This window comes from Pseudomonas congelans (genome assembly GCF_900103225.1).
GTDB classification, from domain to species: Bacteria; Pseudomonadota; Gammaproteobacteria; order Pseudomonadales; family Pseudomonadaceae; genus Aquipseudomonas; species Aquipseudomonas congelans.
In genome coordinates, this window is the sequence record NZ_FNJH01000011.1 from 145,579 (window position 1) to 162,256 (window position 16,678).

Below are 16,678 nucleotides of genomic sequence, written 5' to 3' on the forward strand. Positions count from 1 at the left end.
GCCCTGCAGCTGCAAGCGGGCGAACTTACCAGATCAAATCGGAGTGCGCTACTCCCGGTTGTCGAGCATGACGACGCCGTCTTCCTATGGAGATGGCCATTTCGCATCTGCCCTGCATCTAAATGAACTCTAGTCGCTGCGCACCGTCGTAGCTTTCTTTTATTCAGCGTTTGGGGGCCAGGTTTTTCAGTCCGCAAACGCACCGTCGGGCGGGTGCTTGGGTAGAATCATGGCGTGCCGTGATGACAATCATGTTTTAACGCCCGCCCTCATAAAGGAATATCCATGAGCCAGCCTTACAGTGCGCGCAGTCGCGCCATAGAACCTTTTCACGTCATGGCGCTGCTGGCGCGTGCCAATGAATTGCAGGCGGCGGGTCATGATGTGATTCACCTCGAAATCGGCGAGCCCGATTTCACGACTGCAGAGCCCATCATTAAGGCTGGCCAGGCGGCACTGGCAGACGGCAAGACGCGTTACACCGCTGCGCGCGGTCTGCCGCAGCTTCGCGAGGCCATTTCCGGGTTTTACGCTCAGCGCTACGGCGTCAACATTGATCCTCAGCGAATTCTGGTCACGCCGGGTGGTTCGGGTGCCTTGTTGCTGACCAGCAGTCTGCTGGTCGATCCGGGCAAGCACTGGTTGCTGGCCGACCCTGGCTATCCGTGCAATCGACACTTTTTGCGTCTGATAGAAGGTGAGGCGCAACTGGTGCCGGTCGGTCCGCAACAGCGCTATCAGTTGACCCCCGAACTGGTGGCCACGCACTGGAACCAGAACAGTGTCGGCGCTCTGGTGGCATCCCCCGCCAACCCGACCGGCACTCTATTGAGTCGTGAAGAACTGGCAGCCTTGTCTCAGACACTGAAAGTCCGCAATGGCCATCTGGTGGTGGACGAGATCTATCACGGCCTGACCTACGGCGTGGACGCCAGCAGTGTGCTGGAAGTGGACAACGACGCTTTCGTCCTTAACAGTTTTTCAAAGTATTTCGGCATGACCGGGTGGCGTCTTGGTTGGCTGGTCGCGCCACAGGATGCGGTGGCCGATCTGGAAAAGCTGGCCCAGAACCTGTACATCAGCGCGCCGAGCATGGCGCAATACGCCGCGCTCGCCTGCTTTGAGCCGCAGACACTGGCCATACTCGAGCAACGGCGCGCCGAGTTCGGCCGCCGCCGGGACTTTCTGCTGCCAGCGCTGCGCGAACTGGGGTTCGGTATCGCCGTCGAGCCGGAAGGGGCCTTTTATCTGTATGCCGATATCTCCGCGTTTGGCGGCGATGCCTTTGCCTTTTGCCAACACTTTCTGGAAACCGAGCACGTCGCCTTTACACCGGGGCTGGACTTTGGCCGTTTTCAGGCCGGGCACCACGTGCGCTTTGCCTACACGCAAAGCCTGCCGCGCCTTGAACAGGCGGTCGAACGAATCGCTCGCGGTCTGCGTAGCTGGGGCGTCTGATGCGTTTTTCTCCGCAGCTTGAACAGGGTCGTCTGCTGGTACGTTACAAGCGCTTTCTAGCTGATATCGAAACCGATAGCGGTGAGTTGCTGACCATTCACTGTCCTAACACCGGCTCGATGCTCAACTGCATGATGCCCGGCGGGCGCGTGTGGTTCAGTCGCTCGAATGACCCCAAGCGCAAACTGCCGGGGACCTGGGAGATTAGCGAAACCCCGCAGGGGCGCCTGGCCTGCATCAATACCGGACGGGCCAATACGCTGGTTGAAGAGGCCCTGCGTGCCGGTGTCATCAGCGAACTGACGGGGTTCACGGCGCTCAAGCGCGAGGTGGCCTATGGACAGGAAAAAAGCCGTGTGGACTTTCGTCTGGAGTATCCGGATGGCTACCTGTACCTGGAAGTGAAAAGTGTCACGCTGGGATTCGATGGCTCCAGCGTGGCGGCATTCCCCGATGCCGTTACCCAGCGTGGCGCGCGGCACTTGCGCGAACTGGCGACGCTGGCACGCGAGGGTGTGCGCGCCGTGCTGTTGTATTGCGTCAATCTCAGCGGTATCGACGCTGTGCGGCCTGCGCAGGAGATCGATCCTGCCTACGCAGCGGCGTTGCGTGAAGCCATTGCTGCCGGTGTGCAAATTCTCGCCTACGGTGCGCAACTGACGTCGGAAGAGATTTTTATCGACCGGCGCCTGCAAGTGCACGGACTGGATTGAGGTATCTGGCTACAGGCGGCGGTTCAGACTCCGTCTGCATCCCGATGCAGCGACACCCAGATGCCCTCGGCGTCTTCACGGCTTTTGATGACGGTCAAGGACTGGCCTTCGCAAGGCCCGGCCACGCATTCGCCGTTCTCGATCAGGAACAACGCGCCATGCGTAGCGCACTGGATCAGGCTTGCACTGCTGTCCAGAAATTGATCGGGTTGCCATTCCAAGGGAACGCCGCGATGCGGGCAGCGGTTTTTGTAGACGAACACCTCGCCCTGGCGGCGCACGGCGAACAGTGCGTGTTCGCCCAGCTCGAAGCCTTTGCTGTGGGCTTCGGGCACTTGGCTTGACGAGCAAAGAAATATCAAAAAGCCTCCTTGGGCCATTCTTCGTGAACCCGTTTTCGGGTCGATGCCTGATCGGACAAGTCTGGCATCTTCTTCGGATTGATGCGCTGAGTTACGTTGAAGTTATTACAGGCTGCGTCGGTTCTTTCCTGTCTTTTTGTAGCCTTCGTCTCTAAGCACACTACTCGCGGCTGCAAGCCGTGCAGCCGTATATCGTCCGCTGATGTTTTGCAGAGCGGAAACACTATGAAAGATATGACAGCAGATGATGAGCGGCTGGCACGTCAGGTCATCGGGCTGCTTGAGCTGTTCGCCCTCAATACAGACGACACGGAGCGGCGCATTGTCGGCATCTGTCGGCGTGCATGCACGCCTGTGGGGCCGGTTGCAGCGGTCAGCGTCCAGCAACGTTTCGTGTGTCTGGCGCGCACCACGCTGGATCGCATACAGGCTCGTCACATCAAGGTCGTCGCCGTGGTCAATTTCCCTCATGGCAGCAGCAATGTTCAGTCAGTCATCGCGCAGGTACGCGCTGCGCTGATGTCCGGCGCGGACGAGATCGACGTCGTCTATCCCTTTCGCGCGCTGCTTGGCGGAGATCGGCAGTCCGGTCTTGCGATGATCTCGGCGTGCTCTGCCTTGTGCGCGGGGCATGTCAGGCTTACAGCGACACTTGAAACCGGTGACTTGCGTGACTCGCAGATGATCCTCGACGCTTGTCGCGATGCGATTGTTTCGGGCGCCGACTTCATCAAGACCAGCACGGGGAAGGCCGCCACTCATGTCACGCCGCAGGCTGCGCGGGTCATGCTGGAGTCCATTGCGGACGTAGGCGGGCAAGTGGGACTGAAGGTTGCAGGCGGGATCCGTACGTTCGACGAGGCACGTATTTACATGGCATTGGTCCGCGCGCGATTTGGTCTGCAATGGATCAACGCCGGGCGCCTACGGCTGGGGGGATCGAGCTTGCTGGACGACTTGCTGGCAAGGCTCGGCCTGCTCGAATCGCATGGCGGCGGCGATGGCTTTTGAATGATCGGTAGCTTTGCGCCGGGCAAAAAAAGACCCGGCAAAGAGCCGGGTCAAAAACCGTGATTAGCCTGATGAGGAGATAATCTGAAAGTCCGAACCAAGGTCTTTCAGGCTACCGTCCAGTCTCGCGACCGGATGTGATAATCATAACGATTCTCATTTGTAAGTCAAACTTTTCTTTTGACCGTACGCATGCCGGCGCTTGCACCTGATTCAGAACAAACATCAAGGGATTAAAAGTGGCGGGCACAGCGTAGCCTCAGCGGCGACCGGGTTGCGCATGCAAGCGAGGAGGGGAGTTGAAAACAGGACAATACATCGCCAGCCTGCTGTGCGTAGCGCATGCAGGCTGCAACGTTTTTGCGGTATCAGCGGGTACGGTAGCGCAGGCGCGTGCCGAAGTTCACTGACATCAGAATCTCGTCAGCCGAGAGTTCGGCCGGGAAGAACACCCCTGAAATCTGTGCGTGAGCGATGCTCGCACCTTCCATCGGCGTGTTGCGCAGGTCCAGGCCACGAAGGTCGGCAGAGCGAAAGTAGGCGTCGGTGAAGTCGATACCGGCGGTGTCCAGCTCGCGCAGGTCCAACCCTCTGAAGTCGCCCCCGGCCATATCGATGGTGCCGGTTCGCGGTTTCTCCTGATTGAAACCTTCGACATCATCTTTGCGCAGCAGCATATAAAGCGGTGAGTCGATCTGTTTGGGATGGCTCATGATGGCCTCGGACATGTCATTGCGTTGGAATTATGGCGCCAGTATATCGCCATCATCTTGAGGCCGTGAAGCGTTAACCGCTCAACGGCCATGTGTCTTTTCACAGGCCCGGCAGGCGCTGACGCAGGTTATCAATAAGGCTGTCCAGTTCGCTGCTGACGTTGGTTGCAACCTTCTTGCTGCGCAGGATTTCCTCGGCGCCGAGCGGCTCGCGACTGGCCTGCTGAGCTTCGATGACTTCCAGTGTCGCGTCAGATGGGTCGTTGCTCTGTGCCTGGCGCTGCGCAAGCCAGCCCGCGATCACTGCCTGCGGCGCTTCGCAATCCAGAATCAGGAACGGGACACCGGTGTTTTCGGCAATCTTCGCCGCCGCATCGCGTTGCTCGCGCTTCAGGTAGGTGGCATCGATCACCACCGAGAAGCCCGCGCGCAGGGTTGCAGTGGCAAGCTCATGCAAGCGTGCATAGGTTGCGCTGCTGGCTTGCGCGTCGTACAGGTCCTGATCCTTGCCGGCAAACAAGCGCTTGCGCTCTACGTCCGAGCGCAGGCGGATGGCGCCCAGCGATTCCACCAGGCGCATCGCAACGTGGCTTTTGCCGACGGCAGATACACCGTGGGTAATCGTCAGGAACGGTGAAGGGATGGCGCTGTAGCTCTCGGCCAGATTGGCATAGTTGCGGTATTGACGAAGTGTCGCTGCGCGCTGCACACCGTCGGCATCGGCCGGCTGGCTGAACAGTGCCACCTTGGCGCGGACCATTGCACGGTAGGCCTTGTAGAAATTCAGCAGCTCCAGGCCTGCGTAGTCGCCGGTGACTTCCAGGTACTGGCTGATCAAACGTCGTGACAGCGATTTCAGTCCACGGTCTTCAAGGTCCATTGCCAGGAAACCGATGTCGGCATAGACGTCGGTCTTGCGGAACGGCTCGTTGAACTCGATGCAGTCGAACAGCACGACCTTGCCATCAATCACCGTCGCGTTGCCCAGATGGATGTCGCCATGGCACTCTCGGATGAACCCGTCGGCCTTGCGGCGAGCCAGCAACGGCTTGAGACGCGCAAAGCTCGACTCTGCCCACGCCTGCAGTGCATCAAGCTGTGCCAGGTCGGCTTTTTCGCTGATCAGTGGGCGAATCTGCTCGAAATTCTGTACCACCGGGGCCATCACGCTTTCAGGCGAGCCGAGTTCGCTTTCGGCTCCGACTTGCGGTGAGGTGAGGTGAAAACCGGCAATCTGGTGTGCCAGCTCGTCGATGTGCCCAGTCGTCAACTCACCGTTGGCCTGCAGTGTGCTCAGCAGGCCATCCTGCGAGAATTGCTTCATCTTGAGCGCGTATTCGATGGCTTCGCCGTCGCCACCCAGTTGCGGCGCGTCCGCTGTACCGGTGATCGGCAGTACCTCGAGGTAGAGGTCGTCGGTCAGGCGCTGATTCAGGCGCAACTCTTCCTCGCAGAAATGCTTGCGCAGGGCCAGGGTGGTGAAATCCAGAAAGCCGAAGTTCATCGGTTTTTTGAATTTGTAGGCATACGGACCCGTCAGCAGCACCCAGGAAATGTGCGTTTCGATGACCTGGAAACTCTCCACCGGATGGGGGAAGAGGGCAGGGTTCTGCAGGGCAGCAATCAAAGACTGGCTCACGGTCGATCCTTCAGGAATGTGTTCAAGATGTAAGTACACGATGCCGCCATTATGGCCGCTTGGCGCGAGGCTGCAAACCGCTGACTCGGGCGTCTGTCGATCCTTGGCAAAGTGCGTATAATCCGCGCCCATGACTCGATCCCGCACCTCTCGTTCTGCAAAAAAACACCCCCCCCGCAGCCTCAACAAGTGGCTGGGCTGGGCGTTGAAGCTCGGTATTGTCGGCCTGGTTCTGCTGGGCGGCCTGGCCATTTACCTCGATGCAATCGTTCAGGAGAAATTCTCCGGCAAGCGCTGGACCATTCCGGCCAAGGTCTATGCACGACCGCTGGAGCTGTTCGTCGGACAGAAGCTGAGCCGCGATGACTTTCTCATCGAGCTGGACGCCTTGGGCTATCGCCGCGAAAGCGTGGCGAACGGGCCCGGTGCCGCAGCGGTGAACGGCAACACGGTCGACCTCAATACGCGTGGCTTTCAGTTCTATGAAGGCACCGACGCAGCGCAGCAGGTTCGCGTGCGCTTTTCCGGTGATTACGTAGCCGACCTGTCTTCGGGCAATGGTGCCAAGCTTGCGGTGGCACGGCTTGAGCCCTTGCTGATCGGCGGCCTGTACCCGAAGAATCTGGAGGACCGGATCCTGATCAAGCTGGACCAGGCGCCGCCCTATCTGCTCGACGGGCTGGTGGCGGTCGAGGACCGGGATTTCTATCACCACTTCGGTGTGTCACCCAAATCCATCGCCCGGGCGATCTGGGTCAACAGCTCTAAGGGGCAGATGCGGCAGGGCGGTAGTACGCTGACCCAGCAGTTGGTCAAGAACTTCTACCTGACCAACGAGCGCAGCCTGACCCGCAAGCTGACCGAGGCCATGATGGCGATCCTGCTGGAGATTCATTACAGCAAGCAGGAAATCCTCGAGGCCTATCTCAACGAAGTGTTCGTCGGGCAGGACGGCCAGCGTGCCGTTCACGGTTTTGGTCTGGCCAGTCAGTATTTCTTCAGCCAGCCGCTCTCCGAACTGAAGATCCATCAGGTGGCGATGCTGGTCGGTCTGGTCAAAGGGCCGTCTTTCTATAACCCGCGTCGTAATCCGGAGCGTGCTATGGAACGTCGCAACCTGGTGCTCGATCTGTTCGAGCAGCAGGGCGTGGCCACACCGGAAGTGGTTGCCGCTGCGAAGAAAATGCCACTGGGTGTGACCAAGACCGGGACCCTCGCCGACAGCTCGTTCCCGGCGTTCCTCGATCTGGTCAAGCGTCAGCTGCGCGAAGACTATCGCGACGAAGACTTGACCGAAGAAGGACTGCGGATCTTTACCAGCTTCGATCCAATTTTGCAGATGAAGTCCCAGGCTGCCATGGACGATACGTTCAAGAAGCTCGCCGGGCGCAAGGGTTCTGATGAAGTTGAGTCGGCCATGGTCGTCACTAACCCTGAAACCGGCGAAGTGCAGGCATTGATCGGTGGGCGTGAGGCCGGTTTTTCGGGTTTCAACCGGGCGATCGACGCGGTGCGGCCGATCGGCTCGCTGGTCAAGCCTGCTATCTACCTGACGGCTCTCGAACGACCAAGCCAGTACACGTTGACCAGCTGGATCGCCGACGAATTGTTCCAGGTCAAAGGCGCCGATGGCCAGATCTGGAAACCGCAGAACTACGATCACAAGTCACACGGCAATATCTTCCTGTATCAGGGGCTGGCGCATTCGTACAACCTGTCGACCGCCAAGCTGGGTCTTGAACTGGGCATTCCAAACGTGTTCAAAACCCTGGCCAGGCTGGGTGTGACGCGCGAATGGCCTGCCTACCCGTCGATGCTGCTGGGTGCGGGGGGCTTGAGTCCGATGGAAGTGGCCACCATGTATCAGACCATCGCCAGCGGCGGGTTCAATACGCCGATGCGGGGTATTCGCAGCGTGCTCACCGCTGAAGGCGAGCCGCTCAAACGTTATCCGTTCCAGATCGAACAGCGCTTCGATCCGGGTGCGATTTACCTGGTGCAGAATGCGATGCAGCGGGTCATGCGTGAAGGTACGGGCAAATCTGTTTACAACGTGTTGCCGAGATCGTTGAATCTGGCAGGCAAGACCGGCACCAGTAATGACTCGCGCGACAGCTGGTTTGCCGGGTTCAGTCAGGATCTGCTGGCCGTGGTGTGGATGGGCCGCGACGACAACGGCAAGACACCGTTTACCGGTGCCACCGGTGCCCTGCAGGTCTGGACCAGTTTCATGCGCAAGGCCGGTCCGCTACCCCTGGACATGGCGATGCCGGACAACGTCGTTCAGGCGTGGGTCGATGCGCAGACCGGTCAGGGTTCGGATGCAAGCTGCCCGAATGCCGTGCAGATGCCGTATATTCGCGGCAGTGAGCCCCAGCCCGGCGCGACATGCGGCGGCGCTCCGGCACCTGCCACTGAGGTGATGGACTGGGTCAAGGGTTGGTTGAACTAGGCAATCGAGGTTTTGAAGTGAATAAATGGTGGATTCCAGCTTTAACGGCACTGGCCTTGCTGAACGGCTGCGCCAGTGTGGAACGCGGCTCGATTCCAGTCGTGGATTCGAGCTCCAAGGTGTCCAACGGTGAACGTGCGGCAGCGTCGCGTAACGGTACTTACCGCACCAACACGGCTCCGGTGCAACAGCAGCCGCAAGCCGTACCGCAGGACTCTGGCGTTGTGGTGATGGTGCCGGGCGCGGGTGGTGCCGATGCCGGGCAGAGTTACTCTGCACCCGCCAGTCAGGCACCGTTCAGTGTCAATACTCCGCCAGTCGATGCCGCTCCGGTCAATCAGGCCCCGGTCAGTCAGGCTCCTGCGAACAACAGTTACAGCATGCCGGCTGCCTCTGCCCCGACCGGAATCCCGTCCAGCGGTGGCGGTCTGTCAGAGGACGAGCAGCTTGACGGGCCCGTACTGGCATTGCTGACCACCGCACAGCAACAGCAGACCAGTGGCGATCTCAACGGCGCGTCATCCAGTCTCGAGCGTGCGCAGCGGGTTGCACCGCGCGAGCCGCAAGTGCTCTATCGTCTGGCTCAGGTGCGTCTGGCTCAAGGCGATGCCGCCCAAGCCGAGCAACTCGCCCGTCGCGCTCTGACTTACGCCAATGGACGTACCAGCCTTCAGGCCAGTCTGTGGGGATTGATCGCTCAGTCACGCGAAAAGCAGGGTGATGCGGCCGGTGCTGCCCTGGCTCGCCAAAAGGCTCGCTGATGGACGGACGTTTGCCTGAGGTTGCCGAGCAGTTGCTGTTGATAGAGCGCGAGTTGCGCCTGCTGGGCTGGTGGGATGCGACACCGCCCAGCGAGCAGGCGCTCGCCAGTCAGGAACCGTTCAGCGTCGATACCCTGGAGTTCGCCCAGTGGCTGCAATGGATTTTCCTGCCGCGGATGAAGGTCATCCTTGAGCGCGACCTGCCATTGCCGAATGCTTCCGGCATTCTGGAAATGGCCGAGATGGTCTATGCCGGGTGCATGAGTGAAACACGGCAGCTGCAGGCGCATCTGGCGCGGTTCGACCAGTTGATTACAGCGGCGCGCTGATCGGCACGCTCCTAGCGGCAGTAGTCGTCGATAGCCCTGTTGGTCTCTTCGATACGCGTCTTGCGGTTCTCATCCGTAAGGCGCCTTGATACCCCTCCCACCTGCTCGCGCACTCGCGGATTGTTTTGCAGTTGCGCGAGATTGGTGCGCAAGTTTTCGCAATTTTCCACGCGCTTTGCTTCCTGAACCTTCACCTGGCTTTTGACTTTCTGGTCAATCTCGCGCTGTTGCGCAGCTCCGTCGTCTGCGGGGATGCCGGGTGGGGCGGCAGGTGGCGGCGTCTGCACATTGATTTCCTGCACTGGCTGGCCAGTGGGGGGCTGGGCATCAAAGTGCGTCACACCCTGAGCATCCACCCACTTGTAGATCGAAGCGGCCTGACTGGTTGCGCTGATGGCCAGCGCGGCGGCGAGAATCATCCAATGCATGTCGGGTCCTTGAAAGTCTGTGCATGCAGAAAGCTACCATAACAGTGCATTTCAGTCCGAAACGGTGCGATTTCACTTGTCGGGTGTCAAGAAAGCGCACGGATCGCTTGACTTGAAGGGGGGGAATCACAACAATCCAAAGTTCGCTGTAGAAGGACTGCCAGAAGCAGACCCTCTCGGTAGATCATGAGGCGCACACCCGCGCCGACCTGTAACACCCGCAACGCGTTACCTCGCGCTGGGTGGGAATGTTCCGCAACACTCAGGGACCTCCCAATACTTGCTCAGTCAGTGCTGACGTAGTCGGCGACCACCGTCGCTCATGCTCTGCTGGCAGTAAACCTATTAAGACCCGTCCCGGAGTGGACGGTATTCTGGCGTTTTAGAGGTGAACAACGTGGAGCTTTTATCTGGCGCTGAAATGGTCGTCCGCTTTTTGCGTGACGAAGGCGTTGAGCATATCTATGGGTACCCGGGTGGTGCCCTCCTGCATGTCTACGATGCCCTGTTCAAAGAACCGGCGGTGAGCCACATCCTTGTTCGCCACGAGCAGGCTGCCACGCACATGGCTGACGGCTATGCGCGGGCTACCGGCAAGGCGGGCGTGGTGCTGGTGACCTCGGGTCCGGGTGCAACCAATGCCATTACCGGTATCGCCACGGCGTACATGGACTCCATTCCGATGGTGGTCCTGTCCGGCCAGGTAGCCAGTACGCTGGTGGGCACCGACGCGTTCCAGGAGACCGACATGATCGGTATCTCCCGGCCGATCGTGAAGCACAGCTTCATGATCAAGCACCCGTCGGAAATCCCTGAAGTCCTGAAGAAGGCTTTCTACCTGGCACAGTCCGGTCGTCCGGGCCCGGTGGTCGTCGATATTCCGAAGGACATGACCAACCCGGCCGAAAAATTCGAATACGTCTTCCCGAAAAAAGCCAAGCTGCGCTCCTACAGCCCTGCGGTTCGTGGCCACTCCGGTCAGATCCGCAAGGCCGTCGAGATGCTGCTGGCTGCCAAGCGTCCGATCGTCTACGCCGGTGGCGGGGTGATCATGGGCAATGCTTCGGCGCAACTGACCGAACTGGCGCAACTGCTCGATGCTCCGGTAACCAACACCCTGATGGGGCTTGGTTGCTATCCGGGCACTGATCGTCAGTTCGTCGGTATGCTCGGGATGCACGGCAGCTACACCGCCAACCTCGCGATGCACCACACCGATGTGATCCTGGCAGTCGGCGCGCGCTTCGATGACCGTGTCATCAACGGTGCCAGCAAGTTCTGCCCGAACGCCAAGATTATCCACATCGATATCGACCCGGCTTCGATCTCCAAGACCATCAAGGCCGACGTGCCTATCGTCGGTCCTGTCGAAAGCGTGCTGACCGAAATGGTCGCCACCTTGAAAGAGATCGGCGAGACGCCCGACAAGGCATCCGTTGCCGCGTGGTGGAAGCAGATTGACGAGTGGCGCGGCACGGGTGATCTGTTCCCGTACAACCGTGGCGATGGCACGGTCATCAAGCCGCAGGCCGTTATCGAAACGCTGTGCGAAGTCACCAAGGGCGACGCTTATGTCACCTCGGACGTCGGTCAGCATCAGATGTTCGCTGCGCAGTACTACCGCTTCAACAAGCCGAACCGCTGGATCAACTCGGGCGGTCTGGGCACGATGGGCTTCGGCTTCCCGGCTGCTATGGGCGTCAAGCTGAACTTTCCGGATGCGCATGTCGCGTGTGTGACCGGTGAAGGCAGCATCCAGATGAACATCCAGGAGCTGTCGACCTGCCTGCAGTACGGCCTGCCGGTGAAGATCATCCTGCTCAACAACGGTGTGCTGGGCATGGTCCGCCAGTGGCAGGACATGAGCTACGGCGCGCGTCACTCGCACTCCTACATGGAGTCGCTGCCTGATTTCGTCAAACTGGTCGAGGCCTATGGCCACGTCGGCATGCGTGTCACGGACCTGAAGGATCTGAAGCCGAAGATGGAAGAAGCCTTTGCCATGACTGACCGGCTGGTGTTCATGGATATTCAGGTCGATGTGACCGAGCACGTCTATCCGATGCAAATCAAGGACGGCTCCATGCGCGATATGTGGTTGAGCAAGACGGAGCGGACATAATCATGCGCCATATCATTTCCCTGCTGCTGGAAAACGAACCGGGTGCATTGTCGCGCGTTGTCGGTCTGTTCTCCCAGCGTAACTACAACATCGAAAGCCTGACGGTTGCGCCGACCGAAGACCCGACCCTGTCGCGTCTGACGCTCACCACCGTAGGTCATGATGAGGTGATCGAGCAGATCACCAAGAACCTCAACAAGCTCATCGAAGTGGTCAAGCTGGTCGACCTGTCGGAAAGCGCTCATATCGAGCGCGAACTGATGCTGGTCAAGGTCAAGGCCACCGGCGCGCAGCGTGCGGAGATCAAGCGCACCACGGATATCTTCCGCGGGCAGATCGTCGACGTGACCGCCAGCGTCTACACCGTGCAGCTGAGCGGCACGAGCGACAAACTGGACAGCTTCATTCAGGCCATCGGCACCGCCGCTATCCTGGAAACAGTACGCAGTGGCGTAACGGGCATTGCCCGTGGCGACAAAGTGCTGAGCATTTAAATCAATTAAGCAAATGGCCTGCGTGGCCAAGATAACAGGGGATTTCCATGAAAGTTTTCTACGACAAAGACTGTGACCTTTCGATCATCCAGGGCAAGAAAGTCGCCATCATCGGTTACGGTTCGCAAGGCCACGCTCAGGCGTGCAACCTGAAAGACTCCGGCGTTGATGTCACTGTCGGCCTGCGTAAAGGTTCGGCCACTGTCGCCAAGGCCGAGGCTCATGGCCTGAAAGTGACTGACGTCGCTTCTGCCGTTGCTGCTGCCGACCTGGTCATGATCCTGACCCCGGACGAGTTCCAGTCCCAGCTGTACAAGAACGAAGTCGAGCCGAACCTGAAGAAGGGCGCAACACTGGCGTTCTCCCACGGCTTCGCGATTCACTACAACCAGGTCGTACCGCGCGCTGACCTCGACGTGATCATGATCGCGCCGAAGGCTCCAGGTCACACCGTGCGTACCGAGTTCGTCAAGGGTGGCGGTATCCCTGACCTGATCGCTGTTTATCAGGATGCTTCCGGCAACGCCAAGAACGTTGCCCTGTCCTACGCTTCGGGCGTTGGCGGCGGCCGTACCGGCATCATCGAAACTACCTTCAAGGACGAGACTGAAACCGACCTGTTCGGCGAGCAGGCTGTTCTGTGCGGCGGTACTGTCGAGCTGGTCAAGGCTGGTTTCGAAACACTGGTCGAAGCTGGCTACGCGCCGGAAATGGCTTACTTCGAGTGCCTGCACGAACTGAAGCTGATCGTTGACCTCATGTACGAAGGCGGTATCGCCAACATGAACTACTCGATCTCCAACAACGCCGAATACGGCGAATACGTCACCGGCCCTGAAGTCATCAACGCTGAATCCCGTCAGGCCATGCGCAACGCTCTGAAGCGCATCCAGGACGGCGAATACGCGAAGATGTTCATCAGCGAAGGCGCCACCGGCTACCCATCGATGACTGCCAAGCGTCGTAACAACGCTGCGCACGGTATCGAAATCATCGGTGAAAAACTGCGCTCGATGATGCCTTGGATCGCGGCGAACAAAATCGTCGACAAGGACAAGAACTAAGCTTTTCTGGTTCACTGCCGGACTACAGCTGGTTTACAGGAAAAAGCGCGACCAACCGGTCGCGCTTTTTCGTTATGGGTCAGGCTCTGGTATAAAGCTGCATCGTTTGCAGGCGAACCCTCGCCGCAGACCTGTGTCGAACCTTTTCATACCGCTGCAAGGTAATCTCCATGAGCGAACGTCCTGAAGAGCCCATCAAGGCCTCTGACGCTGAAAGTCTGCTACCTATCGATGAACATGTGGAAGAGGGCCATGACGCCGACGGCCGGCAGGTCCGGCATCGGGGTATTTATCTGCTTCCCAATCTGTTTACCACGGCGAATTTGTTCGCGGGTTTCTACTCCATCATCAGTTCCATGAGTGCGCAAAGCGCCATGAGTGCAGGTGATTTTGCCGGGGCAAGCAAGTATTTCGCATTCGCTGCGATCGCTATCTTCGTGGCCATGGTGCTCGACGGCCTGGATGGTCGTGTTGCGCGCATGACCAATACGCAAAGCGCGTTTGGCGCCGAGTATGATTCTTTGTCCGACATGGTCGCCTTCGGTGTAGCCCCGGCGTTACTGGCATTCGGCTGGGCACTGGGTGACATGGGCAAGGTGGGCTGGATGGTTGCCTTCATCTATGTAGCCGGCGCTGCATTGCGTCTGGCGCGCTTCAATACTCAGGTCGGCAAGGCTGACAAGCGCTACTTCATCGGCCTGGCCAGTCCGGCTGCGGCAGGTGTGGTGGCCGGCACGGTCTGGGCATTCAGCGATTTCGGGATTCAGGGCTCCAAACTGTCGTTTCTCGTTGCGTTGCTGGTCGCCGCCGCCGGTATGCTGATGGTCAGTAACATCAAGTACAACAGCTTCAAGGAGCTGGACTTGAAGGGGCGCGTGCCTTTCGTTGCGATTCTGGCAGTGGTCTTGGTGTTTGCTGTCGTATTCAGCGACCCGCCGCGCATTTTGCTGCTGATATTCCTCGCCTACGCGTTGTCCGGGCCGATTCAGTATCTACTTCGTCGCCGCAAGGCCTAGTCAAGGATCTAATTTCCACCATACTCCGTAGTCTATTGGTGCATCAGTTCCCTGGCCTGCGGAGTCATCATGTTAATCAAACTTCCTTCTGCGTCCGACTCCAAAGAGTCGGACGTCACGCCCGAATCCATTTATCTCTCACGACGCACATTGCTCTCGAGCTCGCTTGCAGGTCTTGCCGTCACCGCAATGCCGCGCTGGGCCGGTGCCGCCGATGCTTCTCGGTATGCCGATGTCGAGCCAGGTAAAGCACCGGGCTGGTTCGCGGACAAATTGCCTTCCACGAAATGGCAGGCGGTCAACGTCAAGGACGAGGCGATCACGCCGTTCAAGGACGCGACTCATTACAACAACTTCTATGAGTTCGGTACTGACAAGGGCGACCCTGCGAAGAATGCCGGGTCCCTGCAGACCGAGCCCTGGAGTGTCGTGATCGACGGTGAGGTCGGCAAGCCCGGCCGCTATGCGCTCGAAGACTTCATGAAGCCTTACCAATTGGAAGAACGGATCTACCGGTTGCGTTGCGTCGAAGCCTGGTCGATGGTCATTCCGTGGATTGGTTTTCCGATCGCCGCGTTGCTCAAGCAGGTAGAGCCGACCTCCAAAGCCAAGTACATCCGTTTCGAAACGCTGGAGGACTCCAAGTCCATGCCGGGTCAGCGTTCGGACTTCGCTCTGATCGACTGGCCTTATGTAGAAGGGCTGCGTCTGGATGAGGCGATGAACCCTCTTGCGATTCTGGCGGTGGGCATGTACGGGCGGGAGCTGCCTAACCAGAATGGCGCACCGTTACGCCTGGTGGTGCCATGGAAATATGGTTTCAAGAGTGTGAAGTCCATCGTGCGCATCAGCCTGGTCAGTGAGCAGCCGAAGACCACCTGGCAGAGCATTGCGGCGAACGAGTATGGCTTCTATGCCAACGTCAACCCGACGGTCGATCACCCGCGCTGGACGCAGGCCCGTGAGCGTCGCTTGCCGAGCGGTCTGTTCAGCCCGAATCTGCGCGACACGAAAATGTTCAATGGCTATGAGGAAGAGGTCGGTTCCTTGTACGCCGGCATGGATTTGCGGAAGGACTATTGATGCGATATCCGTTCGTGCGTCTGGCTGTATTTCTTGCCGCTTGCATTGCACCTGTGTGGTGGTTGTATCAGGCGTGGATTTTTGCGCTCGGGCCTGATCCCGGCAAAGTCCTTGTGGAGAACTTCGGAGTGGCGACGTTGGTCATGCTGCTGATCACGCTCTCCATGACGCCGTTGCAGCGCCTTACCGGTTGGTCCGGTTGGATTGTGGTACGTCGCCAGCTGGGCCTGTGGTGTTTTGCCTATGCGTTGCTCCACCTGACCATGTATGCGCTGTTCATTCTTGGGCTGGATTGGGGGCAGCTGGGTGTCGAGCTGGTCAAGCGTCCCTATATCATCGTCGGTGCGCTGGCGTTGCTGGGGCTGCTTGTGCTGGCGGTGACCTCCAACCGGTATAGTCAGCGTCGCCTCGGAGCACGCTGGAAAAAGCTGCATCGGATCATCTATGCGATTCTGGGGCTGGGTTTGCTACATATGTTCTGGATTGTCCGGGCCGACCTTAAAGAGTGGGCGCTGTATGCGGGGATAGGTGCATTCCTTTTATTGCTACGGATTCCCGTGTTTGCTCGGCGAATCCCGCGTCTGGGCGGCGCTGCCAAGGCCAGATCGGTAAAAGTTCAAAATAACGGTTGACGCCCTCTGTGAGGTGTCTATAATTCGCCCCACTTCCGGCGCAGACGGAAACGAAAAAACCTTGTAGATCAATAGGTTGCAAGGTTTTGGAGTGAAGAGTCAGCGAGGAAGGAGGTCGGGTCTGGATTGATCGACAGCGGTGAGAAAAAAGAGTTTGACACGCGGTTGTAACGCTGTAGAATTCGCCTCCCGCTGATGAGCAACTCCAGAGTTGATCGCAGCGCAAGTGGTTGAAGTTGCAAAGGAAACTTTGAAAACTTCTTAAAATAACCGCTTGACAGATACAGAGGACGCTGTAGAATGCGCGCCTCGGTTGAGACGAAAGATCTTAACCCACCGCTCTTTAACAAATGAATCAAGCAATTCGTGTGGGTGCTTGTGGTGTCAGACTGAAGTCAACA

The 16,678-nt window shown here is 58.7% G+C and carries 16 protein-coding genes; 12 read left to right on the top strand and 4 right to left on the bottom strand.

The window, feature by feature from the left end; all coding sequences use genetic code 11:
- The first annotated feature begins 285 nt into the window (after positions 1 to 285).
- Together BLR20_RS25085 and sfsA are read left to right on the top strand one after the other, a co-directional pair.
- Positions 286 to 1,458: a pyridoxal phosphate-dependent aminotransferase gene (locus tag BLR20_RS25085; protein ID WP_010427393.1), complete on the top strand. Its 1,173-nt coding sequence runs from the start codon at positions 286 to 288 to the stop codon at positions 1,456 to 1,458.
- Positions 1,458 to 2,171: a DNA/RNA nuclease SfsA gene (gene sfsA, locus BLR20_RS25090; RefSeq protein WP_010427391.1), complete on the top strand. Its 714-nt coding sequence runs from the start codon at positions 1,458 to 1,460 to the stop codon at positions 2,169 to 2,171. The genes BLR20_RS25085 and sfsA overlap by 1 nt, the downstream gene beginning before the upstream one ends.
- Before the next feature lie 23 nt (positions 2,172 to 2,194).
- On the opposite strand, the gene BLR20_RS25095 is transcribed toward sfsA, so the two are convergent.
- Positions 2,195 to 2,533: a Rieske (2Fe-2S) protein gene (locus BLR20_RS25095; RefSeq protein WP_054992582.1), complete on the bottom strand. Its 339-nt coding sequence runs from the start codon at positions 2,531 to 2,533 to the stop codon at positions 2,195 to 2,197.
- A gap of 225 nt (positions 2,534 to 2,758) precedes the next feature.
- On the opposite strand from BLR20_RS25095, the gene deoC reads away from it, so the two are divergent.
- Positions 2,759 to 3,544, top strand: coding sequence for a deoxyribose-phosphate aldolase (gene deoC / locus BLR20_RS25100; protein ID WP_032613683.1), 786 nt, complete (start codon positions 2,759 to 2,761; stop codon positions 3,542 to 3,544).
- 368 nt (positions 3,545 to 3,912) lie between these two features.
- On the opposite strand, the gene BLR20_RS25105 is transcribed toward deoC, so the two are convergent.
- Complete coding sequence (locus tag BLR20_RS25105) at positions 3,913 to 4,257, bottom strand: pentapeptide repeat-containing protein (protein ID WP_010427385.1); 345 nt, start codon at positions 4,255 to 4,257, stop codon at positions 3,913 to 3,915.
- A 100-nt stretch (positions 4,258 to 4,357) separates the two neighbouring features.
- Positions 4,358 to 5,896, bottom strand: a complete 1,539-nt coding sequence (locus tag BLR20_RS25110) for a bifunctional aminoglycoside phosphotransferase/ATP-binding protein (protein ID WP_032613685.1) — start codon at positions 5,894 to 5,896, stop codon at positions 4,358 to 4,360.
- Between the two features lie 130 nt (positions 5,897 to 6,026).
- On the opposite strand from BLR20_RS25110, the gene mrcB reads away from it, so the two are divergent.
- Genes mrcB through BLR20_RS25125 form a run of 3 tightly spaced genes read left to right on the top strand, consistent with a single transcriptional unit; the run spans position 6,027 to position 9,438 of the window.
- The gene (gene mrcB, locus BLR20_RS25115; RefSeq protein WP_054992583.1) at positions 6,027 to 8,348 is read left to right on the top strand and encodes a penicillin-binding protein 1B; all 2,322 of its coding nucleotides are present in this window, start codon (positions 6,027 to 6,029) and stop codon (positions 8,346 to 8,348) included.
- 17 nt (positions 8,349 to 8,365) lie between these two features.
- Entirely contained in the window at positions 8,366 to 9,109 is a 744-nt protein-coding gene (locus BLR20_RS25120) for a tetratricopeptide repeat protein (protein ID WP_050549157.1), read from the top strand.
- Complete coding sequence (locus BLR20_RS25125) at positions 9,109 to 9,438, top strand: YqcC family protein (protein ID WP_003392631.1); 330 nt, start codon at positions 9,109 to 9,111, stop codon at positions 9,436 to 9,438. Before BLR20_RS25120 ends, BLR20_RS25125 begins: the two co-directional genes overlap by 1 nt.
- Before the next feature lie 11 nt (positions 9,439 to 9,449).
- Here the strand turns inward: BLR20_RS25125 and BLR20_RS25130 are convergent, their stop codons facing one another.
- The gene (locus BLR20_RS25130) at positions 9,450 to 9,866 is read right to left on the bottom strand and encodes a DUF4124 domain-containing protein (protein ID WP_010427376.1); all 417 of its coding nucleotides are present in this window, start codon (positions 9,864 to 9,866) and stop codon (positions 9,450 to 9,452) included.
- 397 nt (positions 9,867 to 10,263) lie between these two features.
- Here BLR20_RS25130 and BLR20_RS25135 point away from each other — a divergent pair, with 397 nt between their 5' ends.
- From BLR20_RS25135 to msrQ, 6 genes are all read left to right on the top strand, one after another.
- On the top strand, positions 10,264 to 11,988 hold the full coding sequence (locus tag BLR20_RS25135; RefSeq protein WP_025990798.1) for an acetolactate synthase 3 large subunit: 1,725 nt from the start codon (positions 10,264 to 10,266) through the stop codon (positions 11,986 to 11,988).
- 2 nt (positions 11,989 to 11,990) lie between these two features.
- The gene (ilvN, locus tag BLR20_RS25140) at positions 11,991 to 12,482 is read left to right on the top strand and encodes an acetolactate synthase small subunit (RefSeq protein WP_002552075.1); all 492 of its coding nucleotides are present in this window, start codon (positions 11,991 to 11,993) and stop codon (positions 12,480 to 12,482) included.
- A gap of 47 nt (positions 12,483 to 12,529) precedes the next feature.
- Positions 12,530 to 13,546, top strand: coding sequence for a ketol-acid reductoisomerase (gene ilvC / locus BLR20_RS25145; protein ID WP_002552076.1), 1,017 nt, complete (start codon positions 12,530 to 12,532; stop codon positions 13,544 to 13,546).
- Between the two features lie 170 nt (positions 13,547 to 13,716).
- Positions 13,717 to 14,562 (top strand): CDP-diacylglycerol--serine O-phosphatidyltransferase, encoded by an 846-nt coding sequence (pssA, locus tag BLR20_RS25150; protein WP_010427369.1) that lies wholly within the window; start codon positions 13,717 to 13,719, stop codon positions 14,560 to 14,562.
- Positions 14,563 to 14,631: 69 nt separating this feature from the next.
- On the top strand, positions 14,632 to 15,645 hold the full coding sequence (gene msrP, locus BLR20_RS25155) for a protein-methionine-sulfoxide reductase catalytic subunit MsrP (RefSeq protein ID WP_010427366.1): 1,014 nt from the start codon (positions 14,632 to 14,634) through the stop codon (positions 15,643 to 15,645).
- Positions 15,645 to 16,277, top strand: a complete 633-nt coding sequence (gene msrQ / locus BLR20_RS25160; RefSeq protein ID WP_010427363.1) for a protein-methionine-sulfoxide reductase heme-binding subunit MsrQ — start codon at positions 15,645 to 15,647, stop codon at positions 16,275 to 16,277. Before msrP ends, msrQ begins: the two co-directional genes overlap by 1 nt.
- Positions 16,278 to 16,678 lie beyond the last annotated feature (401 nt).

Excerpts from the sequence above, each read along its gene's own strand:
- ilvN (WP_002552075.1), top strand. The coding sequence starts at position 11,991 with ATGCGCCATATCATTTCCCTGCTGCTGGAAAACGAACCGGGTGCATTG.
- pssA (WP_010427369.1), top strand. The coding sequence starts at position 13,717 with ATGAGCGAACGTCCTGAAGAGCCCATCAAGGCCTCTGACGCTGAAAGT.
- deoC (WP_032613683.1), top strand. The coding sequence starts at position 2,759 with ATGAAAGATATGACAGCAGATGATGAGCGGCTGGCACGTCAGGTCATC.
- mrcB (WP_054992583.1), top strand. The coding sequence starts at position 6,027 with ATGACTCGATCCCGCACCTCTCGTTCTGCAAAAAAACACCCCCCCCGC.
- BLR20_RS25085 (WP_010427393.1), top strand. The coding sequence starts at position 286 with ATGAGCCAGCCTTACAGTGCGCGCAGTCGCGCCATAGAACCTTTTCAC.
- sfsA (WP_010427391.1), top strand. The coding sequence starts at position 1,458 with ATGCGTTTTTCTCCGCAGCTTGAACAGGGTCGTCTGCTGGTACGTTAC.
- BLR20_RS25130 (WP_010427376.1), bottom strand. The coding sequence starts at position 9,866 with ATGCATTGGATGATTCTCGCCGCCGCGCTGGCCATCAGCGCAACCAGT.
- msrP (WP_010427366.1), top strand. The coding sequence starts at position 14,632 with ATGTTAATCAAACTTCCTTCTGCGTCCGACTCCAAAGAGTCGGACGTC.
- BLR20_RS25105 (WP_010427385.1), bottom strand. The coding sequence starts at position 4,257 with ATGAGCCATCCCAAACAGATCGACTCACCGCTTTATATGCTGCTGCGC.
- ilvC (WP_002552076.1), top strand. The coding sequence starts at position 12,530 with ATGAAAGTTTTCTACGACAAAGACTGTGACCTTTCGATCATCCAGGGC.
- BLR20_RS25125 (WP_003392631.1), top strand. The coding sequence starts at position 9,109 with ATGGACGGACGTTTGCCTGAGGTTGCCGAGCAGTTGCTGTTGATAGAG.
- msrQ (WP_010427363.1), top strand. The coding sequence starts at position 15,645 with ATGCGATATCCGTTCGTGCGTCTGGCTGTATTTCTTGCCGCTTGCATT.